The sequence below is a fragment of the Methylobacterium sp. FW102-HT35C08 genome, assembly GCF_058790235.1.
The window spans coordinates 678092-704194 of sequence record NZ_JBYTCL010000002.1 but is presented as its reverse complement, the minus strand read 5'-3'; the positions used below and the strand labels follow the sequence as shown (position 1 = coordinate 704194).

Genomic DNA, 26103 nt, shown 5'->3' with positions numbered 1-26103 from the left:
ATGACGCTGCTTGCCGGTCTGCTCGCCTGCCTGACGCTGTGGTGGCTCTCGAAGAGGAGCGGCGGTCTCGGTCGGCGGCTGAAGCGCGCCTTCGGCCAGGGGTTCGGTGCCGCCCTCGGCCGCGCGCGGCTGCCGACCTTCGGCGCCTTCGCGCTCCTGGCGGCGGGCTTCCTGCTGCTCCGGGGAAACCTCGTCCTCGCGGCGCTTCTCGGTCTCGGCGGCGTCTGGCTGATCGAGGGGCAAGCCTCGATGACCGAACGGCTCCGCCGCCTGGTCCGGCCGCCTTCCGGCCGTGACCCCCGCGCCCCTCAGGACCGGCGCGTCCGCACGGTTCTGATCGACGCGCTGCTGCACCCGGACGGCAGCCTGCGCACCGCGCGGGTCCTGTCCGGGCCGGATATCGGCGCGTGGCTCGAGGGTATGCCCACCGGTGCGGTGGTCGATCTGCTGCGGCTCTGCCGCCAGCGCGACGCTGCGGGCGCCGCCCTGCTAGAGCCGTATCTCGACCGCCGGGCGCCCGGATGGCGTGTAGACGCTGAGCGCGATCGAGACCCGCGGCCGGGCCGTCCGCCGAACCCAGGGGCGATGACGCAGGAGGAGGCGTACCAGGTCCTGGGGCTTCAGCGCGGGGCGACCGCTGAGGAGATCCGGTCGGCCCACCGGTCTCTCATGAAGCGCGCCCACCCCGACCAGGGCGGCAGCGCCGAACGGGCGGCGCGCGTCAACGCGGCCCGGGACAGGCTTCTGAACCGACATCGCTAAACTCCACGCGCGTTGTCAGAGAGTTACCGTATGCAGCCGCGGGCGAACTCAGCCGCGGCATGACCCTATCGGCGCGGCTTGCAGCGCCGTCAGCTCCGGGTCGCGAAGCAGCTGAAGCCGCTGCGCTTCAGGGCCGAGCAGGCTTCCTGGGCGGAATCCTGCTCGGCGAAGCCCGAGAAGCGGGCGCGGAACAGCGTCGTGCCGCCGTGCTCGACCTTGACCGTGTAGGGGGCCGCCTTGGCAAGGCTGCCGCCGACCTTGGCGCGCGCCTCCGAGAGCATCGACCGGGCCTTCGTCTCGTCGTCCATGGCGCCGAGCTGGATCACCCAGGCGGAGGGCACGACGCGGGCGCCGGAGACGGCCTTCGGCGGCTCATCGCGCTCGACCGACGCCACCCGGGCGGCCGACTTGGTCGCGCCCGGGAACGGCGGCTGCGCGCTGCTGGCGCCGGCATAGGCCTGCGCGGCCTTCGGGACGCCCTGCGGGCCGGGCTTCCAGGTGCCGCCGGGCGTGGTGGTCCTGGACGGGGCGAGATCGAGGGGCTCGCCGGTCGTGCCCGTGGTCTCGACATCCTCGTCGTCGGCCGAGGCGACCTGCGTGCGGGTCCGCGAGACCGCGTCGGCGACGACCGCCGGGCGGGCGCGCTCGGCAACCTCGGTGACCGGCGGCGCGGTGCGCGCACCGGCATAGGCCCGCGGCAGGCTGGAGCGGACGAGGTCGGCCATGATCCGGTCGCGGCTGGCGCCGGACTTTCCGCCGAGCACGATCGCCACGATCTGGTGGCCGTCGGACTTCGCGGCGGTCATCAGATTGAAGCCGGAATCACGCGTGTAGCCGGTCTTGATCCCATCCACGCCCTGGACGTTGCCCAGCAGGTGGTTGTGGTTGCCGATCACCCGGCCGCGGAACGCGAAGGAGCGCGTCTGGAAGTAGCGATAGTAGTGGGGGAAGCGGTCCTGGATCGCCCGGGCCAGCAAGGTCAGGTCGCGGGCGGTTGTGAGCTGATCCGGGTCCGGCAGGCCCGAGGCATTGGCGTAACGCGTCCGGCTCATGCCGAGCGCGTGCGCCTTGGCGGTCATCATCTGCGCGAAGCGCTCCTCGGAGCCGGCGATGTTCTCGCCGATGGCGCAGGCCACGTCGTTGGCCGACTTGGTCACGATCGCCTTGATCGCGTCCTCGACCGAGATGGTCTGGCCGGGACGCAGGCCGAGCTTCGAGGGTGCCTGTGCGGCGGCATGGGCCGAGATGCTTAGCTCGGAGTCGAGGGCGAACTTGCCGCGCTCCATCTGCTCGAACAGCATGTAGAGCGTCATCACCTTGGTGATCGAGGCGGGATGGCGCAGGGCATCCTCGTTGACCGCGTGCAGGGTCTTGCCGCTCTTCACGTCGACGACCATCGCGGCGTAGGGCGGATTGTAGCCGCCGCCGGTGCGCGCATGGTGATGGTGGCGCCCGCGCCGGGCCTCGGCCGGCGAGGCCAGGGCTGTCAGGACCGCCGCGGCCGCGAGGGCGGCCGGCAGCACGGGGATCGTCCGGGAGCGGCCTACTACGCTACGCATCACGCCTGATTGCCTCGCGAAACCGGCGCGCGCCGGTCATGTCCCCTGGTGGCCCGCGCTGGTCGCGTGGCCCCGATGCATCATCGGAGAGTTAGGCAAGTGCAGTTACAGGCCCGTTAATGCGATCGGCTCGAATGCCGGATCGTGTCGATCCAACGGTCGCTTATTGTCCTTACCGGCCGTGGCTTGACGCTGGCTGACGCGACGCACAAATTCGTCTCGGGCCGCTGGGGCCGGCCTGGCTGGGCCGGTTGCGGTCCGGAGATCGGCCATGCAAGCCAAGCTCGGCTGCGCTCGCGAGCGCGGTTTGTCGCCCGCGTTCGGGCATGCGCGGCAAACCTTCCCGGACGGGCGGACAAGTGCGCACAGGCGTCTGGCGAAGTCGGCTCACCGTCTGTAGATTAACGGAAGCGGAGCCGAGCGCCGCTCCCGGCGAGGCCGAGACAGACGCGGCTTTTCGGGCTGGCGACGCCCGCTCCAGTTGAGGGATCGGTTCGACGCACATGAGACAGGTCCCCATGCAGGGCACCGCGAGTTCCACGAAGGGTCACTGGCCGGCGCGCATCGCGATCACGGCGTCCGGGTCGCGCGCGCCAGGCGGTGACGACCGCTCCAACACCGCGATCATCACCCGCACGAAGCCGCGGACCAAACGGCCGAGCCTCTACCGGGTGCTCCTCTTGAACGACGACTACACGCCCATGGAGTTCGTGGTGCTGGTGGTCGAGCGGTTCTTCAACAAGAGCCACGAGGACGCCTACCAGATCATGATGCACGTGCATCAGAACGGGGTCGGCGAGTGCGGGGTCTTCACCTACGAGGTGGCGGAGACCAAGGTGACGCAGGTCATGGACTTCGCGCGCAAACACCAACATCCTCTCCAGTGCGTTATGGAAAAGAAATAGGCGCCGCTCGCGGTAGGCACCCACACAGAGGCCAGCTTTGCCAAGCTTCTCACGCAGCCTAGAACAAGCTCTCCACCGCGCCCTGGCGCTCGCGGGAGAGCGCCGGCACGAATACGCGACGCTGGAGCACCTCCTGCTCGCCCTCGTGGACGACCAGGACGCGGCCGCGGTGATGCGCGCCTGCAATGTCGAGATCGACACGCTCAAGCGCAGCCTCGTCGACTACGTCGATACCGAGCTGTCCAACCTCACCGGCGACGGGCGGCAGGATGCCAAGCCCACGGCCGGGTTCCAGCGCGTGATCCAGCGCGCGGTGATCCACGTCCAGTCCTCCGGCCGCGAGGAGGTGACGGGGGCGAACGTGCTGGTGGCGATCTTCGCCGAGCGCGAGAGCCACGCCGCCTACTTCCTGCAGGAGCAGGACATGACCCGCTACGACGCGGTCAACTACATCAGTCACGGCATCGCCAAGCGTCCCGGCGCCTCCGAGTCGAAGCCGGTGCGCGGTGCCGAGGACGAGGGCGCGGCCGAGCGGCCGAGCGACGAGGGTGATCCCCGCGGCGGCGCGAAGAAGAAGGGCGACGCGCTGGACGCCTACTGCGTCAACCTCAACAAGAAGGCGCGCGACGGCAAGATCGACCCGCTGATCGGCCGCGAGACCGAGGTCCAGCGCACCATCCAGGTGCTCTGCCGCCGGCAAAAGAACAATCCGCTGCTGGTCGGCGACCCAGGCGTCGGCAAGACCGCGATCGCCGAGGGTCTGGCGCGCAAGATTATCCAGCACGAGGTGCCGGAGGTTCTGGCCGACGCGACCGTCTTCTCCCTCGACATGGGCACGCTGCTCGCCGGCACCCGCTATCGGGGCGACTTCGAGGAGCGTCTCAAGCAGGTGATGAAGGAGATCGAGGCGCACCCGAACGCCATCATGTTCATCGACGAGATCCACACGGTGATCGGCGCCGGTGCGACCTCGGGCGGGGCGATGGACGCGTCGAACCTGCTCAAGCCCGCCCTGGCCTCGGGCACGCTGCGCTGCATCGGCTCGACCACCTACAAGGAGTACCGCCAGTACTTCGAGAAGGATCGCGCCCTGGTGCGCCGGTTCCAGAAGATCGACGTCAACGAGCCGTCGATCCCCGACACGATCGAGATCGTGAAGGGCCTGCGCCCGTATTTCGAGGAGTTTCACAAGCTCAAGTACACGACCGAGGCCGTGAAGGCCGCCGTGGAGCTGTCGGCCCGCTACATCAACGACCGCAAGCTGCCCGACAAGGCGATCGACGTGATCGACGAGACCGGCGCCTCGCAGATGCTGGTGCCGGAGGCGCGCCGCAAGCGTACGATCGGCATCAAGGAGATCGAGGCGACCATCGCCACGATGGCCCGGATCCCGCCGAAGACCGTCTCCAAGGACGACGCGGTGGTGCTCCAGCACCTGACCGAGAACCTGAAGCGCGTGGTCTACGGCCAGCCGAACGCCATCGAGGCCCTGACCTCGGCGATCAAGCTGGCGCGCGCCGGCCTGCGCGATCCGGACAAGCCGATCGGCTCGTACCTGTTCGCGGGCCCGACCGGCGTCGGCAAGACCGAGGCGGCCAAGCAGCTCGCCTCGTCGCTCGGCGTCGAGATGCTGCGCTTCGACATGTCGGAATACATGGAGCGCCACACGGTCAGCCGCCTGATCGGCGCGCCCCCCGGCTATGTCGGCTTCGACCAGGGCGGCCTGCTCACTGATGGGATCGACCAGCACCCGCATTGCGTGCTGCTGCTCGACGAGATCGAGAAGGCGCACCCGGACCTGTTCAACATCCTGTTGCAGGTCATGGACCACGGCAAGCTGACCGACCACAACGGCAAGCAGGTCGATTTCCGCAACGTCATCATCATCATGACGTCGAACGCGGGTGCCTCCGATCTGGCGAAGTCGGCCTACGGCTTCACCCAGAGCAAGCGGACCGGGGACGACGTCGAGGCGATCAACCGCCTGTTCGCGCCGGAATTCCGCAACCGTCTCGACGCGATCATCTCGTTCGGCCACCTGCCGAAGGAGGTCGTGGCGAAGGTGGTCGACAAGTTCGTCCTCCAGCTCGAGGCGCAGCTCGCCGACCGCAACGTCACGATCGAGCTGTCGGACGAGGCCCGGGACTGGCTGGTGGAGCACGGCTACGACGACGCGATGGGCGCGCGCCCGATGGCCCGGCTGATCCAGTCGACCATCAAGACGCCACTCGCTGACGAGGTGCTGTTCGGCAAGCTGAAGGACGGCGGTGCTGTCCGGGTGATCGTGCGCAAGCCGGAGGACGGCGAGGCCAAGGCCGGCGCCAAAGACAGCCTGGGCTTCGAGTTCCCGGCCGGTCCGGTGACGCCCAAGCCCGAGAAGGACGTGACCAACGTCGCCAAGCGCCACAAGCGCACAAAGCCCCGCACCGCGGCCCGGAAGAAGACTCCGAAGGATAACAAGGGCGGCGGCGGTTCGGGCGGCGTCCGGACCGTGCCGAAGGTGCCACTCGTGCGCGCCTAATGGTCCGCACGGCGGTCGGCGGCCTTCCGGAGTAGAAGCCGCCGGTCTATGACCGCCGCGACGCGCAAGCGCCGCGGCGAGGAGGCGCCCGATGACTGACAACCTGCACGAGGGCCCCCTCACCCCCGTCTCGCAGCCGGCGCCCCCGAAGAAGCTGACCCGGCGCGAGGAACGCCGCCGTCGCCGCCAGCGGCGTCGGCGGGGCGAGGAGGTGCTCGCCTGGATGCTCGTGCCGCTAATCTGCTTCGGCCTCTACTGGGGCATCAACGCGGGCTTCAACTTCTTCGGGACGTCGCCCGGGCAGGTCTGGGACCAGCTGATGCAGGTCAAGGCCATGATGGAGAAGCGCTCGGGCACGCAGGGCGCGCGCGGTTAGCGCGTCCTTCCGCGTCCGGTTGATCCAGGACGTTTCCGAGCAGAGGCGCCATGAGGCCGGCTCAGCCGACACCCACCCGACGCGCGATCATCGCCTCCGCATTGCTGGCCGCGCCGGCCCTGCGCGCGGCCGCGCGGGGCGGGACCGTGGTGATCGTCGGTGCCGGTTCGGCAGGTCTTGCGGCCGCGGCCGCGTTGCGCGCGGCGGGCCAGAGCTTCACTCTTGTCGAGGCGCGGGACCGGATCGGCGGCCGCGCCTTCACCGACCGGGCGCTCGGTGCGGACTGCCCGTTCGACGCCGGGGCCGAGTACATCCACTGGGCCGAGCACAATCCCTGGGCGCCGATCGCCCGTGCGGCCAAGGCCCGCTTCGCCCGTGAGGACGGCTGGGCGCGCACCCTCACGATCGACGGGCGCCCCGCGACCGACGCGGAGAAGGCGGCCCGGCGCGCCGGCTTTTCCGGCCTCGACGCGCTGCTGGAGCCGAAGGGGGGCGATCCGTCGCTGGCCGAGGCCGCCCGGGCCGGTGGCCCGAATGCCGAGCTGGCAGCCGCGGGCCTGAGCCGGCTGTCCCTCGGTGAGGATCCCGAACGAGTCTCGGCCGTCGATTACGACCGGCTCTGGTCCGGCACCGACCTGTGGGTCGACGGCTACGGCGATTTGGTGGCGCGGCATTTCTCGGACCTGCCGGTCAGTCTCGGCTGCCCCGTGCGGGCGATCGACTGGTCCGGCCGGGAGGTCCGGGTCGAGACGGCACACGGCACCCTGTCGGCGGCCGCCGTGATCGTCACGGTGCCCGTGGGCGTCCTGAAATCCGCTGCGATCCGGCTCACGCCAAGGCTTCCCGACGGTCCGCAGGCGGCTCTCGATGGGCTGCAGATGGGCGCCTACACCAAGATCGGCCTGCGTCTCGACCCGGCGAAGATCGATCCGTCGGCCTTCGGCGATGCGGTCTCGATCGCGACCGGCGGCCCGACGCTGTATTTCGAGATGGGCCCGTTCGGGCGGCCCCTGGCGGTGGCCAATCTCGGCGGCGATCTCGCCCGCGACCTGTGCCGCGTCGGCGAGGCCGCGGCGGTGGCGCTGGCCACCGAACGCCTCGGCGCCGTCCTGGGCGAGAAGGCCAAGGGTGCCGTGCTGGCGGGCCGACTTGCCGGTTGGTGGACGGATCCGCACGCCTGCGGATCGTACGCGATCGTCGCGCCCGGGCACGCCGCGGCCCGCGACCACCTGCGCGAGCCGGTGGGTGGGCGGCTGTTCTTCGCCGGTGAGGCCCTGGCCGGCGGTGGTGCCATGACGGTCGGCGGCGCGACCCTCGACGGCGAGCGCGCCGCCCGCGATGTGCTGAAGGCACTGGGCGCCTGATCTCGACTCCCGCCAGGAGGCGGGCTGGGCACCCCCGTGGGGCCGTTTCAGCCCGCGACCACCTGGCTCTGGATCGGCGCCACCGGCGCGGTGACGGGCGCACGGCGTCGGACAGAAGCGACGGTCATCGGCTCCTCACGGCCCCGCAGGGTGTGGGCGCCGAGATCCTCCGCTACGAGATCCGCCGGCAGCGGACCGAGCCGGCGCAGGAGATCGGCCGATACCAGCACGTGGACGCCGAGCGTCTTGGACAGGGCCTCCAGCCGGGCGGTGGTGTTCACCACATCGCCGAAATACGCGATCTTGTGCCGCTCCAGACCGATCTCGGCGGTGACCACGGGGCCGCAATGGAGGGCCGCGCGGAACTCCGGGACCTGCCCGAACCGGCGCCGCCACGCCTCGGACTCGGCGGCGAGGCGCGCGGCGAAATCGAAGACGCAGCGGAGGCACGCGGCGTCGCGGGTGCCCCGCTCCATTGTCCAGGTCACCAGCGCGAGGTCGCCGATATAATCGTCGATGGAGCCGCGCGTCTGCGAGACCGGCAGCGCCAGCGCGTTGAACACCTGCCCGAGATAGGCTTGGGCCTCGCGGTCACCGTAGCGGTCCGCGAAGCGCGTCGAGCCGGTCACGTCGAGGAACAGGAAGATCCGCTCCTCGCTGATCGGGCGGTGGTACCGGCCGATCAGCAGGTTGGCGAACACGCCCGGCCCGATCAGGTCGCGGACCCGGAACACGAACACCACGAGCGCCGAGATGCAGAGCGCGTAGAGCAGCCCGGTATCGGTCATCAGCATCGCGTTGCGCTCGCTGTACATGAACCGGAACAGGCGGTTCAGCACGGTGCTGGCGGCGGCGTTGCCGACGATGATCATCGCGACGTAGATCGCCACCGTGGCGAGCAGGAACAGCGGCGTGGCGAGGCTCCGGACGCGCTCGCGCAAAGCCGGGGCCAGGAGCCGGCGCTCGTAGAGCATGATCGGCGTGCCGATGATCGCGCCGCGGATCGCCGCGCCGGTCAGCGGGCCGACCTCGAAGATCGACCCGTAGACCAGGCCGGCCAGGGCGCCGAGGGAGGGCGCCACCACGTAGAACCAGGGCGGTCTGAAACGCACCGGCGCCTCCTCCGCGGTTACGCTCGCCCGTGAACCCTCAATCCAGCCGGAGCGCGTGGACCGAGAACAGCCCCTGCGGGTCGGTCCAGACCTTGAGCCATGTCCAGCCGGCCCGCTCGGCCAGGGCCCGGAAGGTCGCGACCGTGTACTTGTAGCTGCTCTCCGTGTGGATCGTCTCGCCTTCCGCAAACGCGAATGTGTCGGAGCCGACGCGCACGTCCTGCGCGTTCCGGGCAACGAGATGCATCTCGATCCGTGAGGCCGACGGGTTGAACACGGCGCGATGGGTGAAGGCGTCGAGGTCGAAGCGGCCGGCGAGCTCCCGATTGATCCGCGTCAGGAGATTGAGGTTGAAGGCCGCCGTGACGCCGGCGGCGTCGTCATAGGCACGCTCCAGGGTCGCGGCGTCTTTAACGAGGTCGACGCCGACGATCATGTGGGCGCCCTCCCCTAGGATCCGCCCGAACCGGCGCAGCAGGCCCTCGGCCTCGGCGGGCTCGAAGTTGCCGATGGTCGAGCCGGGGAAGAAGCCCGCCCGCGGCAGGCCGTCGAGGCTCTCGGGCAGCTCGAAGTCGCGAGTGAAGTCGGCGACCACCGGCTCGACCCGGAGTTGCGGCAGGTCCGCTTTGAGGGCCTCGGCCTGGGAGTTCAGGAACGTGCCGGACACGTCGACCGGCACGTAGGCGGCCAGCGTATCGAGATGCTCAAGGAGACGGCGAAGCTTCACGGTCGAGCCGCTGCCAAACTCCACCAGGGCGGCGTGCGCCGGCAACAGCGCCGCTATCTCCGGCCCGCTCCGGTCGAGGATGCCGATCTCCGTGCGGGTCGGGTAGTATTCCGGGAGCCGCGTGATCGCCTCGAACAGGTCGGAGCCGGCGGCATCGTAGAAGTATTTCGGCGACAACGCTTTCTGGGGCCGGGACAGGCCCGCCCGGACATCATCGAGGAAGGCCAGCGCGGCCGTTTCCGGCGCGGCCGTGTCGAGGGCGACCGGCGCCGCGTCGGGGAAGGTGGGCTTGATGGTCAAGGGATCCTCCGGGGCGCGTCAGGCGGCGTCCGCGAGGCGCAGGCCGGTGAACTGCCAGCGCTGGTGCGGATAGAAGAAGTTGCGGTAGGGCAGACGGGCGTGGCCCTCGGGCGTGGCGACGGACGAGCCGCGCAGCACGAACTGGTTGGCCATGAACTTGCCGTTGTACTCGCCGAGCGCCCCCGGCAGCGGGCGGTAGCCCGGATAGGCGAGGTAGGCGCTCCGGGTCCATTGCCAGACGAGGCCGAACGCGTCCGGCAGCTGGCCGTCACGGGCTGCGACCTCCCACTCGAACTCGGTCGGCAGGAAGCGGCCCGCCCAGCGGGCATAGGCGTCGGCCTCATAGTAGCTGATGTGGGTGACGGGCGCGTCGAGCGCCACCGGGCGCAGGCCGCCGAGGGTCATGGTCGCCCAGCCGTCCCCGTCCCGGCGCCAGTAGCCCGGCGCCTCCCAGCCCTCGCCCGGACCGGCATACCAGCCGTCCGAGAGCCACAGCTCGGGCTTGGCGTAACCGCCGTCTTCCATGAAGGCGAGCCATTGCCGGTTCGTGACCAGCGCCCGGTCGATCCGGCCGGCCGCGATCAGGGTCTCGTGGCGGGGCGCCTCGTTGTCGAACGAGAACCCCTCCCCCTCATGCCCGATCCAGGCGATGCCCCTGTCCAGACCGACCTGCCCGGGCTGCGCGGCGGCGGCGGGAAACCGCCAGGCGGGATCGTAGGCGGGGCTCAGCGGGTTCTGCGCGAAGGCGTGCAGGATGTCGGTGAGCAGGAGCTCCTGATGCTGCTGCTCGTGGAAGAGGCCGATCTCCAGGATCGGCAGCACCGCCTCCAGGGCGCGTTCGGAGACCTGACCGAGCAGGCTCTCCACGGCCTGGTCGACATGCGCCCGGTAGGCGCTCACCTCCGCCATGGTCGGGCGCGTGATCAGGCCCCGCTGGATGCGCGGCTGACGCGGGCCGGCTGCTACGTAGTACGAATTGAACAGGTAGTGCAGCCGCTCATCGAAAATGGCGTAACCCGGCAGGTGCTCGCGGAGCAGAAATTGCTCGAAGAACCACGTGACGTGCGCGCGATGCCACTTGGTCGGGCTGGCATCCGCCATGGACTGGACCTGCTGGTCCTCCGCGGAGAGCGGCGCGGCGCGGCGCTCGGTCTCGTGCCGCACGTGGCGGAACGCGGCGATCCAGGCGGCCCGGTCGATCGGGCGGGCGGTGACGGTGGGCGGCGGGAAGGCTGGCGCCCCCTGCTCGCGCGCCCCCTCCGAGCGCAGTGCGGCCGTGGCTGCCATGACGATTGTCCCCCGATCTGGGCACGACGCGGAACCATTTCCTCGATTCCGAGCCAGCGCGCAGAAGATATGTCCCAGCCGTGGCCAGACAACCTCTGCAGATCGGGAAGCCTGGCCGGCACGGTCCTGTGCGTCTTCGCTCCGCGGACGCCGCGGTTAACCGGAACAGTTGGGGATCGCGGGTCTTTCTCTCGCCGCAGTGAGGGCCCCTTAACCCTCGCCGCCGAGATTTTAGGACGCTCGTCGAGGAGTCCAGGGTTTCCATGCGGATCGATCTGATGGCTGGGGCCAGCTTGTCCGCCGCCGCGCTGCACGTCGCCACCGAGCCGACCATCCTGGTCTTCGATTCCGGTCTGGGCGGCCTGACCGTCCTCGACGCGGTGCGCCGCGCCCGGCCGGATGCCCGCTACGTCTATGTCGGCGACGACGCGGCCTTCCCGTACGGACGGCTCGGCGAGCCGGCCCTCGTCGCCCGCGTCCTCACCGTGATGGAGCGCCTGGTCGCGATCCACCGGCCCGACCTCGTGGTCATCGCCTGCAACACCGCCTCGACGCTGGTCCTGCCGGCCTTGCGCCAGCGCTTCACGACGCCCTTCGTGGGGGTCGTGCCGCCGATCAAGCCGGCCGCCGAGGCAACGCGCTCGCGCCTGGTCTCCCTGCTCGCGACGCCCGGAACGGTGGTCCGCACCTACACCCGCGACCTGATCGCGACCTATGCCGGATCCTGCACGGTCAGCCTCGTCGGCTCGCAGAACCTCGCGAGTTACGCGGAGGCGGAACTCGCCGGTTCTCCGGTGGACGATGCGGTACTCGCGGCCGAGATCGCGCCCTGCTTCACGACCGAGCCGGACGGGCGGCGCACGGACGTGGTCTGTCTCGCCTGCACGCACTACCCCCTGCTGCTGCCGCGTCTCGAGGCGCTCGCGTCCTGGCCGGTCACGTGGATCGATCCGGCCCCGGCTATCGCGCGGCGCGTGGTGCAGCTGATCGGCCCCCTGCCCCGCGACGCGGGCCGACACGGAACTGCGACCGGCGCCTTCACGGCCGGCACCTGCCTGAACGCGTCTCTGCGCACGGCGCTGGCGGCGCGCGGGATCGGCGAGGTGGGAATCGAGGCGATTCCCCTGCCGATGCAATAGGCGGCACACCTCAGCCAACGCTCTGACGAGTGCGTGAGATCTGTATTGAGCGCTTGCCAAGGTGGCGAGTGCAGTTTCTGATTGTGCTGATTCGAGAGGATGTGCTGGATTCGGGAGAGGCCGATGTCGCTGAAAGCTTCGGTGCTTGCAGCTGTATTGATCCTCGGGTCGGGTCCGATAGCGCCGGCTCTGGCCTGCGGCGACGGTGAGGCCCCGACCTCCTGCGACGATCCGAGCCCGAACGGATTCGCGTCCTGGATGCTCGGGCGCGTGGATCGGGCCTTGCAGTCCAACCGGGGCCGGGCGCTCCAGGATTTCACCGACGGGGCCCGCGGCTTTCGCACCGCCGACACCTACGTGTTCTGCATCGGTCCGGACGGCATCATGAGCGCCCATCCCAACCCGATCCTGAGAGGGCACGACGTACGGGACCTGCACGACAGGACCGGAAACTATTTCATTCGCACGATGATGGCGGCGGCCAAGCCTGGGCAGATCTCGGTGATCCGTTACCTGTTCCCCAAGCCCGGCAGCACCGTGGAGGAGCCGAAGACCACCTACTACACCAAGGCGGGTGATCAGACCTGCGCGGTCGGCGTCTACGACGCCGATGCCGCCGCCCCTGCGGTCGCGACGGCCGACGGACGCATCGCCCAGCTTCGGCAACGGCTCGACAGCCAGATCCCGAGCAGCGCCCGCGCGGATTGGACCGCTTTCCTTGAGGCGCTGAACGCGCAGGGCGACGAGCGGGCGACGGTGATCGCCCAGGTGAGGCATGACCTGAACGCCGCGGCGATCGCCCTGGATCGGGCCGGTCCGAAATCGGCGGCCACCCGTTAGGACCAGCCTGACGCTGGCCAGGAGCCCGGCCTCGCGGGCTGGTCAGCGCGTGGCGATAGCCGTCGCGGACGGGCCCGTGAACGCGTCGGCCTCGTTCGGGACGATCAGGTGGACGAACAGCATCCCGGCCGCGACGATCAGAGCGAGGGCCACGATGCGCCAGACTTCGAGGATCGGCTCCTCGGACGGCGTGTTCGTCTCGGTGGGCATGTTTCCACATCCTGCCTGTTCGGACCCGGATGGGACACCCGGAGAATGAACGCTTGGTAAAGCCGTCCCGGTGATCCGCACGCGCCGCCTGCCACCTGGGCTCGGCGATGCCGGGTTGCGCCAACACGAACAGCATCCGCGGGATCGGGGGCTCGTCCGTTGTAAAGGCGGCAGATGGGACATGTCCCATCGCGACCGCAGTGCGGCACCGCACAGACGCAGCGAGCCGCCCCTCAGGTGCGCGCTGCCGGCGGGCACAAAAAAAGCCCGGCACGAGGCCGGGCTCAAGTTCCCATTTTGCACGGGGGTAGTCCATGACGCCGAGGCAGGCTGCCACGGCATCATGTTCCGATCGCCAGTGGTGATCAGAAGTCGCGCTGGACGCGGAAGCGCACCTGCGAAACCGAGTCTTTCGAGGCCGTGGCGACAGCGAACGTGCCGGCGTTGATGGCAGCGATGTTCGAGTAGGCGGTCGGGCTCTTGTCCAGGTCGATCGCCCGGCCGCTCTTCAGGCCGATCTGCGTGTAGAAGGCCTCGACGCCGATATCGAGGTCCTTGACCGGCGACCAGATGATGCTGCCGCCCGCCACGAACTGGTAGGTGTCACGCAAGGCTTGGCTCAGCTGGAAGAACCGGGTGCCGGGCGTGCCGACGGCGTTGGAGCCGAACGGATTGCTGCCGGCAAGCCCGCTCACGAGTCCGTAGAGCTGGCCCTGCTGGAAGCGGGCGGTCGCCGAGAAGTCCTGCTCGCCGTAGGAGCCGAAGAACGCCGAGCGCCATTCCGGGGTCCAGTAGTGCAGGTACGACGCCGTGACAGTGAAGCTCTGCGAGGTCTGCAGCTGGCCCGTATACGGGTTGACCGTCGCATCCGAGAAGTACTGGTTGAACTTCTGGCCCTGGATCGTCTGTGTGCTCTGCGTGTAGCAGCCGGTATAGGCGCAGTAGCCGGTATACATCTGCGCGCCGTCGCCGTAGGCACCCTGCAGGTAGAGGGCGTCGCCCGGGGCGATGAACGGGGTGTTGATCTTCAGGCCGCCCTGAACCGCCCAGCCATACACGCTGTTGGTGTGTGCCGGAGAGACGATGGAGCCTGTGCCGGTGGTTGCGGCGGTCGAGATGTTGCCGACGTTCAGCTCGTGCGTTGCGGCTGACAGCTGGGCCGAACCCCAGGCTTGGTCGAGGCGGACGACGCCGACGAAGTCGGGCATGCGCTCGCGCTCAATGGTGTCGATGGTGCTGAAGCGCGTCGGGACGCCGCCGGTATAGCCGACGAAGACCTGCGTCGGCTGGTTGGTCACGCCGAAGTTCGACACGCTACCGGTGTTGAGCATGGCCGAGACGTTCTGCGGCGAGAAGATCGGGGTGCGGCGGAAGACCGGATCTTCGATCGAGATCGTGGCCGACAGGCCGTTGCCGATCGTGGCCGTGTAGGCCAGCAGGTTGGTCGAGAACACGTCGGAGCCGAGGGTCGCTGCGGCGATCTCGAAGTCGTGGGCGTAGAAGTCGAAGAACGAGGAGGCGCGACCGGCGGTCAGGCCGGCGAACTGGATGAACGCCTTATCGACGTTCACGTATTGCTGGTCACGGCCGAACTGATCGGTGCCGATGCCCGGGAAGGCCTGACCGATGCGCTGCTGCGTGCCGGAGGTGCCGACGCCGGAGTAGCCGGTGCGGGCGCCGGCATCGAGGCGGACGAAGGCGCGCAGGGTGCCGTAGGCGGTCTGGGTGCGGGCATCGAGGTTGATGCGCATCCGGCCCTGGTAGCCCGACGTGTCGCCGCTGTTGGTGCCGGATTGGCGGGTGTAGCTCGTCTGGTAGCCACCCTCGAACCGGGCGCGGCCCGAGACGCGCAGGCAGGTATCGGTGCCGGGGATGTAGAAGAAGCCGGCGCCATACGCGCCGCAGACGCGGACGTACTCGATCGGAACCGCCTTCTTCACCGGCAGGTCGGCGGCGTGCGCGGCACCCACGGCCGCGAATGCAGCCGCTGACCCGAGCAGCGAGCTCTTCAAGAGCGTCATAGATATCTCCAAAGCTTCGAGACCCGTGGCGCGGCCGCCCGGTTATCCAGATCTGACCGCATGTCTTTGGTTTGGCCTGCGTCTTGGCGGCAGGCTCGTCAGGGCTCGCGTTCGGCGATGCCTGAGTGCGCTGCGATCATGCTCAGACGGCGGCTTCGGGACAATAGAGTTTAGTGCTCCGCGATGGTTGCGCGCAGGGAATGTGATTTTTGTGCCACTTTTTACTCGGCTTATACGGTCGTATTACTCGCACAAACAAGAAATATTACGAAATGTATCCGGCAACTATGTTGCTATGCTTAAATGATGCGCGGAATGCCTGCCATTCTGCCCATGCCGTGTGCGGATCTGAGCGCGCGCCGAATCGATCGTGAGCCCATGGCTGTCCTGCGAGCCGCACGGACGCTTCAGCCGAGCCCGGCTCCCCGACCGTGGTGCGGTCGGCGCGTCACGCGGCCACATCGGCGAGAGCCGCGACCTCACAGCTGTCGGCCCGAAGCCGCCAATCGATCACCCCTGCCCGCTCACACAGAAGCGCCTTGGCTTGCCACTCGGCGGACACGTCCGAGCGGGCGCGGACCAGGATGGTGCTCTGCACGGCACGGTGGTCGTGCCCGGTATCGTCGGGAACGGTCATGTAGAAGGTCACGCGGTAGGTGTGCATCGGTCGGCTCCGCTCTGGACGGAATCACCGTCGGTCACCGCGGCGCCCGCTGCCTTGATCCGGCGCAAGGACAACGGGAGGCGCGTGCCGCCGGGGCTTGCGGCGCCGATGCCGTCGTCGGAGAGCGCGAGGTCACCCACAGCTTTGCCGCGTCCGATAAAGCCGAGTTGCCGTCACCGCTCGAATAGTCCAGCTTTGGCCGCGATCGCCTGCGGTCTTCACTATTCAAGAGCGGAGGTCATCGGCCCGGGAGTCGCTGATGTTCGAAAACCTGTTCTGGGGGGCGGCGCTCCTGATCCTGATCGGGGCGGTGACGCTGGTGGCGATCGGCGCCATCCGACAGCCGCGCCCGCGAAAGGGCCAGGCCGACCCGCGCCGTGCCGATCCGCGCAGGACCTTCGGGCGCAAGCGACGCTGGCGCCGCGCCGCCGGGGCCGGCCGGCGCCCGGGTGTCCTCCCGCTGCGGTGAGCGGCAGGTCCGCCCCATCGGCGGACGAATTGCGTGCGCAAGCCTGGATCGGTCCGGCCTCCTTGGCGGTTGTGCTTGCCGGGCGCTGATCAGCCCTTCGGTCACACCGATATTCTGAACGTGGACACGACATGCTGGCTTGGTTTCGGGCCTTGATGCCGAAGGAAGACCGGTTCTTCGGCCTCTTCGAGCGTCACGCCGCCACGCTCGTTGACGGCGCGGTCGCCCTCCGGACCCTCCTCGACGGCACGCAGGATATCGCGGGGGCTTGCGCGGCCATCGCGGCGCGCGAGGACGAGGCCGACGCGATCACCCGCGAGGCCCTTCTGGCGGTGCGCAGGACCTTCATCACACCCTTCGACCGCGGCGATATCCAGGCCCTGGTCGGCTCCCTCGACGATGCCATCGATCAGATGCTCAAGACCGCCAAGGCGGTCCAGCTGTTCGAGGTGACGGCCTTCGAGCCGGCGATGCGCGAAATGGGCGTGGTGATCCAGGAGGCCGCCTTGGTTACCGCCGAGGCCCTGCCGAAATTGAGGGCCCTCGGCGAGAACGCCGCCGCCCTGAACGGCCTTACCGAGCGCGTCATCGAGCTGGAGGGCCGCGCGGACGACTTGCACAATGCCGGACTGAAGAGGCTGTTCAAGGCCTCCCGGCAGGATCCGATGGCCTTCCTGGTCGGCTCTGAGCTCTACGATCACCTGGAGAAAGTCATGGACCGGTTCGAGGACGTGGCGAACCAGATCAGCAGTATCGTGGTCGAGCACGTTTGAGCGACGAGTCGCACGCGTGACGTTCCTCGTCGCCCTGATCGCCCTCGCGCTGATCTTCGACTTCCTGAATGGGCTGCACGACGCCGCCAACTCGATCGCCACCATCGTGTCGACCCGGGTTCTGGCGCCGCGCTACGCGGTGTTCTGGGCGGCGTTCTTCAACTTCGTCGCGTTCCTCGTCTTCGGCCTGCACGTCGCCGGGACGGTCGGGTCCGGCATCATCGACGTCACGGCCGTGGACGACCGGGTGATCCTGGGGGCGCTCGGTGGCGCGATCACGTGGAACCTGCTCACGTGGTATGCGGGCATCCCGTCCTCGAGCTCGCACGCGCTCATCGGCGGCTTGCTCGGAGCCGGGATCGCCAAGGCGGGGACGGGCGTGATCGTCTGGCAGGGCGTCGTCGCCACGAGCGCGGCGATCGTGCTCTCGCCGGCGCTGGGCTTCGGGCTCGGGCTGCTGCTGATGCTGGCCGTGTCGTGGCTCTTCGTCCGATCCACGCCGACGGCCGTCGACCGGCTGTTCCGGAGTCTGCAATTCGTCTCGGCCTCGCTCTACTCCCTCGGGCACGGGGGCAACGACGCTCAGAAGACGATGGGTATCATCGCGGCGCTGCTCTACGCCCACGGCGAGAGCAGCAGCTTTCACGTGCCGCTCTGGGTGGTTCTGTCCTGCCAGACAGCCATGGCCGTCGGCACCCTGCTCGGCGGCTGGCGCATCGTGCACACGATGGGATCGAAGATCACCCGGCTCTCGCCCATGCAGGGCTTCTGCGCCGAGACCGGCGGCGCCGTGACCCTGTTCGCCGCGACGGCGTTCGGCATCCCGGTCTCCACCACCCACACGATCACCGGGGCGATCGTGGGGGTCGGTGCGGCCCGCCGCGTTTCGGCGGTCCGGTGGAACGTCGCGCAGGGGATCGTGGTGGCCTGGGTGATCACGATGCCGGCCGCCGGCCTCGTCGCCGCCTTGACCTACGCGCTGTCCGGCCTGGTCCTGCCCTAGGAAGCCAAGCGCCGCGACGGGTCACCAGCGATGGCGCCAGGCGCCGTGGTGGCCGCCGTGCCAACCACCATGCCAGCCCCGATGCCATCCGCCGTGCCAGCCCGCATGCCGGAAGCCGCCCCAGCGATAGCCGCCGTGCCAGCCGAACCGCCGATGCCAGGCATAGGGATGGCCGTAGCGCCACCGGTAGCCGGGAACGACGACAAACGGACGGTAGAAGCCGTTCGGCCGGCACCAGCCGTAGAAGTTGCGGTGGAAGCCGGGGCCGCACCCGTCGCGGGCCTCGGCACTCGAACCGGCCAACAGGACTCCCGCCGCGAGGGCTGCGGGCATGACAAGCTTGCGGATCATCTGTCACTCCATGGTCGTCCGGCCGCAGGCCGGACACGGTACGGGGTTGCGATCAGGCGACGCCTCAGTTCGGCCAGCAGCGTCGGCCGTAGGGACCGATGTGGAAACCGGGCGGGCAGGAGACGCCCCGGACGTAGCCGCCCCATTGGCCGCCGGGACGGCAGCCGCCGTAGGGGCCGCGATGCCCGTAGAAGCCGCAGCCGCCGTAGACTTGGATGATCTGCGCATCGCCCGGTCCGGCGGACACCGCCGGCTGGACGAGCGGCAACGCCGAGGCCGGAGCCGCGAGGGCGACGAGGAGAGCGGCCGGGCCGAGAACCTTCAACATCGGTGCGTTCCTTCTGCTCACGTGAGAGAGCCTTTGGGGCTCTGTCCCATCCGCCCCGGCTTTGGTCCCGCCGCGACGTGTGAGCGTAGGTTCGCCCGTGCGCTCTGCCCGGATGTGACGGGCGGAGGCTGGCGTGTAACGTTGCGTAACGCTTGATTTCTCGGTTGAGGTGCCGGCGCGTCAGGTCAGGGCCGGCAGCGTCACGGTGAACCGGGCCCCGCCCTGCGAACCTGTCTCGGCCACCACAGTACCGCCATGCGCCTCCACGATCTGCCGGCTGATCGCGAGACCCAGACCGGTCCCGCCGGTCTGCCGGTTTCGGGAGCGCTCGACCCGGTAGTATGGGCTGAAGATCGCGGCGCGTTCGGCTTCCGGAATGCCCGGCCCGTCATCCTCGACGACGATCCGGCAGGCGGCGCCGGTCCGCCGCACCGCCACGGCGACCGAGGATTGCCCGAACTTCACCGCGTTCCCGATCAGATTGGCGATGACGCGGCGCAGCGCGAGGGCGTCGCCCGCCACGGTCGCGTCCCGCACGTCCTCGCCGGTCATATCGATGTTGGCGCCCTGCGCCGCGTGCTCGGCGACTTCCACGGCCACCAGATCGGCGAGATCCACCGGCGAGCGGGCGGCCTCGACGGCGGTGCCGCGGGCGAAGACCAGGGAGGTCTCGAGCAGATCGGTCATGGCGTCGAGATCCGCCACCAGCCGCTCCCGCAGCCTGGGCTCGGCCACGCCCTCGGCGCGCAGGCGCAGCCGCGTCAGATACGTCTTGAGGTCGTGCGAGATCGCCCCGATCAGCAGCGAACGCTCGGCCATCAGGCCGCTGATCCGCTCCTGCATGCCCTGGATCGCCTGGGCGAGGCGGAGGATCTCGGGGGCGCCGCGCGGGGCGCTCACGCGCTCCGGAGCCCGGCCGTCGAAGCGGGACACGGCGTCCGTCAGCCGCCGCAGCGGCGCAAGCTCGTGGCGCGTGCCGACCAGCACGAGAGCCGCCACCACGGTTCCGAGGACGGCCACCCAGAGACTCAGCGGCTGTCCGAACAGCCACGGCATGAGCGAGCGGTGGTGCGCGGCGGCGGTGATCACCAGGGTCCGGCCGTCGGGCAGCGGGTATGTCGCCGTCGCCAGACGGCCGAAGGGACCACGCTGGTCGGCGCTCGCCACCGTGGACGGGTTGATGCCCCGCAGCAGCAGCGCCGAATCGGTGAACGCCCGGACCGGACCGCCCGTCAGCCGCCGGAGACGGGCTTCGAGGCGCGGTTCAGGGATCAGTCCGGTCTCGTCCGGGGGGACGTCGACGATCTCCGCCCGCAGAGTCTCCCCGCTCACTGCCTTCAGGATGGCGGGTCTCTCGGCCGGGTCCGCATCCCGCAGGAGCGTCATGATGCCGGCGGCTTGGTCGACGCGCGGAAAGCGCGAGCCGCTCTGCAGATGTTCCTGGCGACGCTGCCAATCATCCAGCGCCACGGTGGCGAGCACGAGGAGCGACAGCGCCCCAAGCAGGAGCAGCATGATCCGGCCGAGGAGGCCGACCCGGCCCATCACGGCAGGCCGGACTTCACCGGCGCGGCCAGGATGTAGCCCGCATTGCGCACGGTCTTGATCAGGGCCGCCGCGGTGCTGCCGGCGGCTTCGAGCCTGTGCCGCAGGCGGCTCACCTGCACGTCGATGGTGCGGTCGAAGGCGTCGGCGGTCCGGCCGCGGGTCCAGTCGAGGAGCTGGTCGCGCGACAGCACGCGCTGGGGCCGCGTGATGAAGCAGTGCAGCAGGTCGTACTCGGCGCTGGTGAGCGGGATCTCGGTGGCCGGATTGCGGATCGTCACGGTGCGGGCCCCGAGATTCACGGTAAGATCCGCGACGCTCAGCGTTTCCGAGCCGGGTTCGGCCACGTGGCCGCCGCCGCTTGCCCGGCGCAGGACGGCCCGGATCCGGGCGAGGAGCACGCGCGGGTTGAACGGCTTCGAGACATAGTCGTCGGCGCCCATCTCCAGGCCCAGCACGCGGTCTATATCTTCGTCCTTGGCGGTCAGCATCACCACGGGCGGACCGTTCGCATCCCGCAGCCGCCGGCAGATCGAGAGCCCGTCCTCGCCGGGCAGCATCCAGTCGAGGACGATCAGGTCCGGGACGGTGCCGGCCGCCAGGATCCGGTCGAGGCTGGCGCCACCGTCGAGGGCGACGACACGGAAGCCCTCGCCTTCGAGATAGCCGGCGAGCAGCGCGCGGATGTCGGAATCGTCCTCGACGATGGCGATGGTCGTGCCTTCGTGCATGGCCGAAGCATAAGCGGTGCGGGCGGCCCGGCAACGCGAAACGTGGCGCTGACACAAAACGTTACACGGGTGATCCCCGCGTTCCGGGCGGTGCTGTGGCGGACATTCACCACGTGCGCGCGGGCGGAGGCGGCCACCGCGTCGATGTCCCGGCACGAGGCGACACGGCGCGGTGGTGCGGCGCCGGGCCTACAGGTGCTTGAGCCCGTAGCTGTCCAGCAATGGCAGCAGTTCGTTGCGCGCGCGGATGCGGTGCTGACGCGCGGCGTCGAGGGCCTCGGCCCCCTCGCCCGCGCGGATCGCCTGCGCGATCCGCCGGTGCTCCGCAATCGAGGCGTCCAGCGCCCGGCGGAGGTTGAGCGTCAGCATCCGGGCCCGGTGCGACTGGTCGTTGATCGATTGCACGATCCGGCTCATCCGCCCGTTCCGGGCGTGCTCGATCAGCGCAGCGTGGAAGGCCCCGTCGGCCTCCCCCCAGGCCGGGAGGTCGCTGCGCGCATGAGCCTGGGCCATGATGTCGGTTTGGACGTCCAGCGCCTGCGCGGCCGCCAGGCGCTCATGGTCGGGTAGCGCAGCCACCAGCTCGGCGGCACGGCCCTCCATCGCGATGACGACGTCGTAGATCTCGCGCATGTCATCCGGAGCGAGGGCCAGGATCAGGATGCCCTTCCGGGGCAGGACCCGCACGAGCCCGTCCTCCTGCAGCCGGATCGCCGCTTCGTGCACCGGCGTGCGGCTCATGCCCAGCCGCAGAGCGATCTCCTGCTCGGAGGCCTGGTAGCCGGGAGCGAAGCTGGCATCGCGGATCGCGGCGCGCAGGGCCGCATACGCGTCGTCGACGAGCGAGGTGCGTTTCTCGCCCTCGTCAGCGGCCCCCGGCATCTCCGGATCCTTGCCGCGCTGCGCCCGCGCCATCAACCGCCTCCTCTATCCCGCTGCCCTAGCACCGCCGACATCCGCCGCGGAACAGGCATTGACAGGTCTGCCCACCGGTTCTAGCGGTATGCCATCTTGCATGGAAGATGGCGCGCAAGAATCAACAGCGCGCCACGGCCAAGGGAGGAGACGATGGACGGCTCGCTCGAGCACGCCACCATGCGCCGCGTCGCATGGCGCTTGGTTCCCTTCATCTGCCTTCTCTACTTCATCGCCTTCATCGACCGCGTGAATATCGGTTTCGCGGCGCTGACGATGAACAAGGATCTCGGATTTTCGGCTTCTGTCTTCGGTTTCGGGGCCGGCGTGTTCTTCTTCGGCTATTTCCTGTTCGAGGTGCCGTCGAACATCATTCTCGACAAGGTCGGTGCGCGGCTCTGGATCGCCCGCGTGATGATCACCTGGGGCTTCCTCTCGGGCGCCTTCGCCTTCATCCGGGGCGAGACGAGCTTCTACGTGCTCCGCTTCCTGCTCGGTGCCGCGGAGGCCGGATTCTTTCCCGGCATCATCCTCTACCTGAGCTACTGGTTCCCGAGCCGCTATCGCGCCGCGGTGGTCTCGCTGTTCATGGCGGCCGCGCCGATCTCGGTGCTGCTCGGCTCGCCGCTCTCGAGCCTCTTGCTCGAGATGGACGGCGTCCTCGGCCTGCACGGCTGGCAGTGGATGTTCATCGTCGAGGCTGTGCCCGCCGTGTTGCTGGGCGTGGCGGTGCTGTTCTACCTGACCGACCGACCGGAGGCGGCGACCTGGCTCGCCGACGACCAGCGCGCTTGGCTCGTCGCCGAGATGAACGCCGAGCGGGCCGCCAAGCAGCCGAGCGCCCGCCACAGCCTGCTGAGCGGCCTTGCCGACGCCCGCGTGCTGGCGCTGGCACTGATCTATTTCGGCACCTCGGCCGGCCTCTACACCCTCGGCATCTGGGCGCCGCAGATCATCAAGGGTCTCGGCTTGTCTACGATGACGGTCGGCCTGCTCAACGCCGTGCCGCCCACCGCGGCGGTGGTGGCGATGGTTCTGTGGGCGCGCCATTCCGATCGGACGGGCGAGCGCACGTGGCACGTGGTCATCGCCTGCCTCGCCGCATCCCTCGGCCTCGTCCTGGCCGGTGACGCGTCGTCGGTGGTGGGGGTCGTGGCCGCCCTGAGCCTCGTCAATGTCGGGATCAGTTCCGCCAAGCCGCCCCTCTGGGCGATGCCGACCATGTTCCTGTCCGGCCCGGCCGCCGCGGTGGGCATTGCCACCATCAACGCGATCGGCAATCTCGGCGGCTTCGTCGGACCCTGGGTGATCGGCTGGATCAAGGACCGGACCGACAGTTTCGCGGGCGGCCTGTACTTCGTCGCCGGCCTTCTGGTCCTCTCCGCCATCCTCACCCTCGCCGTCGCCCGCGCCGGGCGACGCGCCACGCCCGAACGCGCGCTGGCGCGCTGAACCCTCTCTCGTTCCCAAGGAGATCTGTCATGACCAAGACCTACACCATCGCGGCCATCCCGGCGGACGGCATCGGCGTCGAGGTCATCGCCGCCGGTATCGAGGTGCTCGACGTGCTGGCCGAGAAGACCGGCGCGTTCCGGTTCCGGTTCGACCATTTCGACTGGGGTTCGGATTACTACAAGAAGCACGGCGTGATGATGCCCGCCGACGGTCGCGAGCAGATCAAGGACCACGACGCGATCTTCTTCGGGGCGGTGGGCGCGCCGGACGTGCCCGACCACATCACGCTCTGGGGCCTGCGGCTCAACATCTGCCAGCCCTTCGACCAGTACGCCAATGTTCGCCCGACCCGCATCCTGCCGGGCATCACCAGCCCGTTGCGCCACGTCTCGGGGCCGGAACTCGACTGGGTGATCGTGCGCGAGAACTCGGAGGGCGAGTATGCCGGCGTCGGCGGCCGGGTCCACCAGGGCCATCCGAACGAGGTCGCCACCGACGTCTCGATGATGACCCGGTCGGGCGTCGACCGCATCATCCGCTACGCGTTCAAGCTCGCCCAATCCCGGCCGCGCAAGCTCCTCACCGTCGTGACCAAGTCGAACGCCCAGCGCCACGCCATGGTGATGTGGGACCAGATCGCCGCCGAGGTCGCCGCGGATTTCCCCGACGTCACCTGGGACAAGATGCTGGTCGATGCCATGACGATGCGGATGGTGATGAAGCCCGAGACTCTCGACACCATCGTGGCGACCAACCTGCACGCCGACATTCTGTCGGACCTCGCGGCGGCGCTCGCCGGCTCGCTCGGGATCGCGCCGACCGCCAACATCAACCCGGAGCGCACCTTCCCGTCGATGTTCGAGCCGATCCACGGCTCGGCCTTCGACATCACCGGCAAGGGCATCGCCAACCCGGTCGCGACCTTCTGGACGGCGTGCCAGATGCTGGAGCACCTCGGCGAGCCGGACGCGGCCGGCCGGCTGATGCGCGCCGTCGAGCGCGTCACCGCGGATCCGAGCCTGCACACGCCCGACCTCGGTGGAAAGGCGACGACCCGTCAGGTCACCGATGCGGTCATCGCGGCGATCCGAGGCGACAACGCCTGAGGCAGCCGGGCCCGGGGGCGCCCCGTCATCGCGGGCGCCTTCCGGCCTCCCAGGCCCTAGGACCGGGCTTCGGGCGAACGCGGATCTCCGCGGGCCGGACCCTCCGCTGACGCTCGCGCCCGATCGTATCCAGTATTCGCCTTGATCCGTTCCGGCGCATGCGGCGCGTCGCTAGGCTGCCGAGCGTGACACCGGACGCGCAGACGGCCGGGCTCGAAGCAGCGGGAGGACGCGATGATCACACTGGACCCAAGCCGTCGCCGCGTGCTCGGCGGTGCGGCCGCGGCAACCCTCGGCGCCGCGCTCGGCCTGCGGGGCCGCCCGGCCTCCGCTCAGCACAATGTCCGCTTCTCGACCGGCACGGCGGCGCCGACGTTCAAGGTCCCGCCGAACACCGCGGATTGCCATTTCCATATCTACGACAACCGCGTCCCGCCGGCCGCGGGCGGCCTGCCGGCCCCGGACGCGACGCCGGACGATTACCGCGCGCTGCAGGCCCGCCTCGGCACCACCCGGGGCGTCGTGGTCCAACCCTCGCTGTACGGAACCGACAACCGCCCGACGCTCGCCGGCATAGCGGCCCTCGGGCCGAACTTCCGCGGCGTCGCGGTGGTGACGCCTGCAGTCAGCGATGCGGAACTGCAGCGGCTGCACGGTCTCGGCATCCGCGGCATCCGGTTCAACCTCGCGCAGGCCGGCACCACGACGCTCGACATGCTGGAACCGCTCTCGCAGCGTGTGGACGCCCTCGGCTGGCACTGCCAGATCAACATGCCGGGCGACAAGATCGTGGCGGCGTCCGACACATTCCTGAAGATCCGCGGCAAGCTGGTCTTCGATCACTTGGCGCACTGCCCACAGCCGGCGGGCGTTCAGAGCGACACGTTCAAGCTGATGCGGCGGCTCCTCGACCAGGGGAACACCTGGGTGAAGCTCACCGGCCTCTACGCCGACACCACAGTGGGGCCGCCTACCTACGCCGATACCGTGGCCGTCGCGCGCGCCTTCGCGGCCGCCGCACCGACACGATGCGTCTGGGGCACCGACTGGCCGCATCCCACCGAGCGTCAGGACAACAAGCCCGACGACGCCCTGTTGCTCGATCTGTTCCCGACCTTCGTGCCGAACGAGGCCGACCGGACACGCATCCTCGTCGACAACCCCGCGGAACTCTACGACTTCCCGAAGGCCTGAGCGGGGTCTGCCCTTGCCGGGTCGCTTCGGTGCCGAATGCCGGCCGCGGCGCGATCCGGCCTGACGGGATGCGCAGGACCGGTGGCGGGATCGCGGCTGATCCGATCTGGCGCTTTCCGGGGCGCGGCGACACGCGCATAGTCGCCTGATGCGCCGTCCCGAGCCGCGACGGGCGTTCCGGGTCATCGAAGGCGGACCGCCGCCGCAGCGTTCCGGGCTGCGTTCCCGGTATCATCGCTTCGGCATCGCTGCGGCGTCCACGATCGGCGGTCTGGGTGCCGCCATGGGCGTGTCGAAAGGACTGTTCGGGCCCCATGCAGGGCCGGCCGATTGGGTGATCGTCCCGATCGTCACGGCACTCTGTGCGGCTTCGGCTTACGGCGCGTGTCGGGCGCTCGGCTGGGCGGTGTCGAGGTTCCAGGGGCGATAGGCGCCGGCCGCCAAGG

General features: G+C 69.4%; 26 protein-coding genes. 14 read left to right on the top strand and 12 right to left on the bottom strand.

The window, feature by feature from the left end; translation table 11 throughout:
• Complete coding sequence (locus AC3WSN_RS03515; protein ID WP_492536332.1) at positions 1-762, top strand: DnaJ domain-containing protein; 762 nt, start codon at positions 1-3, stop codon at positions 760-762.
• Between the two features lie 89 nt (positions 763-851).
• Here AC3WSN_RS03515 and AC3WSN_RS03510 read toward each other — a convergent pair whose 3' ends face one another.
• Positions 852-2321 (bottom strand): serine hydrolase, encoded by a 1470-nt coding sequence (locus AC3WSN_RS03510; RefSeq protein WP_492536330.1) that lies wholly within the window; start codon positions 2319-2321, stop codon positions 852-854.
• A gap of 518 nt (positions 2322-2839) precedes the next feature.
• Between AC3WSN_RS03510 and clpS the strand changes: the two genes are divergently transcribed.
• From clpS to AC3WSN_RS03490, 4 genes are all read left to right on the top strand, one after another.
• A complete protein-coding gene (gene clpS, locus AC3WSN_RS03505; RefSeq protein ID WP_192708797.1) occupies positions 2840-3226 on the top strand; it encodes an ATP-dependent Clp protease adapter ClpS in 387 nt (128 codons plus the stop codon).
• A 37-nt stretch (positions 3227-3263) separates the two neighbouring features.
• On the top strand, positions 3264-5747 hold the full coding sequence (gene clpA, locus AC3WSN_RS03500; RefSeq protein WP_238198066.1) for an ATP-dependent Clp protease ATP-binding subunit ClpA: 2484 nt from the start codon (positions 3264-3266) through the stop codon (positions 5745-5747).
• 91 nt (positions 5748-5838) lie between these two features.
• Positions 5839-6123: a hypothetical protein gene (locus AC3WSN_RS03495; protein WP_192708695.1), complete on the top strand. Its 285-nt coding sequence runs from the start codon at positions 5839-5841 to the stop codon at positions 6121-6123.
• A gap of 50 nt (positions 6124-6173) precedes the next feature.
• A complete protein-coding gene (locus AC3WSN_RS03490) occupies positions 6174-7487 on the top strand; it encodes a flavin monoamine oxidase family protein (protein ID WP_492536327.1) in 1314 nt (437 codons plus the stop codon).
• A 47-nt stretch (positions 7488-7534) separates the two neighbouring features.
• Here AC3WSN_RS03490 and AC3WSN_RS03485 read toward each other — a convergent pair whose 3' ends face one another.
• From AC3WSN_RS03485 to egtB, 3 genes are read right to left on the bottom strand one after another with little or no spacing between them, the layout of a single operon-like run.
• Complete coding sequence (locus AC3WSN_RS03485; protein WP_192708693.1) at positions 7535-8599, bottom strand: adenylate/guanylate cyclase domain-containing protein; 1065 nt, start codon at positions 8597-8599, stop codon at positions 7535-7537.
• A gap of 37 nt (positions 8600-8636) precedes the next feature.
• Positions 8637-9626 carry an L-histidine N(alpha)-methyltransferase gene (gene egtD, locus AC3WSN_RS03480; RefSeq protein WP_492536324.1) on the bottom strand — a complete coding sequence of 330 codons (990 nt, stop codon included), beginning with the start codon at positions 9624-9626 and terminating at the stop codon, positions 8637-8639.
• Between the two features lie 18 nt (positions 9627-9644).
• Complete coding sequence (egtB, locus tag AC3WSN_RS03475; protein ID WP_492536323.1) at positions 9645-10913, bottom strand: ergothioneine biosynthesis protein EgtB; 1269 nt, start codon at positions 10911-10913, stop codon at positions 9645-9647.
• Positions 10914-11176: 263 nt separating this feature from the next.
• Between egtB and murI the strand changes: the two genes are divergently transcribed.
• Both murI and AC3WSN_RS03465 read left to right on the top strand, forming a co-directional pair.
• Entirely contained in the window at positions 11177-12052 is an 876-nt protein-coding gene (gene murI / locus AC3WSN_RS03470) for a glutamate racemase (RefSeq protein WP_492536322.1), read from the top strand.
• 123 nt (positions 12053-12175) lie between these two features.
• Positions 12176-12892, top strand: a complete 717-nt coding sequence (locus AC3WSN_RS03465) for a cache domain-containing protein (protein WP_492536320.1) — start codon at positions 12176-12178, stop codon at positions 12890-12892.
• Between the two features lie 42 nt (positions 12893-12934).
• Here AC3WSN_RS03465 and AC3WSN_RS03460 read toward each other — a convergent pair whose 3' ends face one another.
• The 3 genes from AC3WSN_RS03460 to AC3WSN_RS03450 all read right to left on the bottom strand — a co-directional run bounded on the left by AC3WSN_RS03460 (position 12935) and on the right by AC3WSN_RS03450 (position 15787).
• The gene (locus AC3WSN_RS03460) at positions 12935-13102 is read right to left on the bottom strand and encodes a hypothetical protein (RefSeq protein WP_492536319.1); all 168 of its coding nucleotides are present in this window, start codon (positions 13100-13102) and stop codon (positions 12935-12937) included.
• Positions 13103-13467: 365 nt separating this feature from the next.
• Positions 13468-15123, bottom strand: coding sequence for a porin (locus AC3WSN_RS03455; protein WP_192708687.1), 1656 nt, complete (start codon positions 15121-15123; stop codon positions 13468-13470).
• 448 nt (positions 15124-15571) lie between these two features.
• Positions 15572-15787: a hypothetical protein gene (locus AC3WSN_RS03450; protein ID WP_192708686.1), complete on the bottom strand. Its 216-nt coding sequence runs from the start codon at positions 15785-15787 to the stop codon at positions 15572-15574.
• Positions 15788-16046: 259 nt separating this feature from the next.
• Between AC3WSN_RS03450 and AC3WSN_RS03445 the strand changes: the two genes are divergently transcribed.
• From AC3WSN_RS03445 to AC3WSN_RS03435, 3 genes are all read left to right on the top strand, one after another.
• Entirely contained in the window at positions 16047-16256 is a 210-nt protein-coding gene (locus tag AC3WSN_RS03445) for a hypothetical protein (protein WP_492536316.1), read from the top strand.
• Between the two features lie 131 nt (positions 16257-16387).
• Positions 16388-17029 (top strand): DUF47 domain-containing protein, encoded by a 642-nt coding sequence (locus tag AC3WSN_RS03440; RefSeq protein WP_492536315.1) that lies wholly within the window; start codon positions 16388-16390, stop codon positions 17027-17029.
• Between the two features lie 16 nt (positions 17030-17045).
• The gene (locus AC3WSN_RS03435) at positions 17046-18032 is read left to right on the top strand and encodes an inorganic phosphate transporter (RefSeq protein WP_192708683.1); all 987 of its coding nucleotides are present in this window, start codon (positions 17046-17048) and stop codon (positions 18030-18032) included.
• A 21-nt stretch (positions 18033-18053) separates the two neighbouring features.
• Here the strand turns inward: AC3WSN_RS03435 and AC3WSN_RS03430 are convergent, their stop codons facing one another.
• From AC3WSN_RS03430 to AC3WSN_RS03410, 5 genes are all read right to left on the bottom strand, one after another.
• Positions 18054-18383 (bottom strand): GCG_CRPN prefix-to-repeats domain-containing protein, encoded by a 330-nt coding sequence (locus tag AC3WSN_RS03430; protein WP_492536314.1) that lies wholly within the window; start codon positions 18381-18383, stop codon positions 18054-18056.
• A gap of 64 nt (positions 18384-18447) precedes the next feature.
• Complete coding sequence (locus tag AC3WSN_RS03425; protein ID WP_492536313.1) at positions 18448-18711, bottom strand: GCG_CRPN prefix-to-repeats domain-containing protein; 264 nt, start codon at positions 18709-18711, stop codon at positions 18448-18450.
• Positions 18712-18891: 180 nt separating this feature from the next.
• Positions 18892-20226 (bottom strand): sensor histidine kinase, encoded by a 1335-nt coding sequence (locus tag AC3WSN_RS03420; protein WP_492536311.1) that lies wholly within the window; start codon positions 20224-20226, stop codon positions 18892-18894.
• 29 nt (positions 20227-20255) lie between these two features.
• Positions 20256-20987: a response regulator gene (locus AC3WSN_RS03415; RefSeq protein WP_492536309.1), complete on the bottom strand. Its 732-nt coding sequence runs from the start codon at positions 20985-20987 to the stop codon at positions 20256-20258.
• Between the two features lie 189 nt (positions 20988-21176).
• Positions 21177-21902 (bottom strand): GntR family transcriptional regulator, encoded by a 726-nt coding sequence (locus AC3WSN_RS03410; protein ID WP_492536307.1) that lies wholly within the window; start codon positions 21900-21902, stop codon positions 21177-21179.
• A gap of 153 nt (positions 21903-22055) precedes the next feature.
• Here AC3WSN_RS03410 and AC3WSN_RS03405 point away from each other — a divergent pair, with 153 nt between their 5' ends.
• From AC3WSN_RS03405 to AC3WSN_RS03390, 4 genes are all read left to right on the top strand, one after another.
• Complete coding sequence (locus tag AC3WSN_RS03405; RefSeq protein WP_492536306.1) at positions 22056-23354, top strand: MFS transporter; 1299 nt, start codon at positions 22056-22058, stop codon at positions 23352-23354.
• Positions 23355-23383: 29 nt separating this feature from the next.
• Positions 23384-24463, top strand: coding sequence for a tartrate dehydrogenase (locus AC3WSN_RS03400; protein WP_238198035.1), 1080 nt, complete (start codon positions 23384-23386; stop codon positions 24461-24463).
• Between the two features lie 234 nt (positions 24464-24697).
• Entirely contained in the window at positions 24698-25657 is a 960-nt protein-coding gene (locus tag AC3WSN_RS03395) for an amidohydrolase family protein (protein WP_192708675.1), read from the top strand.
• 148 nt (positions 25658-25805) lie between these two features.
• Positions 25806-26087 carry a hypothetical protein gene (locus tag AC3WSN_RS03390; RefSeq protein ID WP_373622360.1) on the top strand — a complete coding sequence of 94 codons (282 nt, stop codon included), beginning with the start codon at positions 25806-25808 and terminating at the stop codon, positions 26085-26087.
• The last annotated feature ends 16 nt before the right edge of the window (positions 26088-26103 follow it).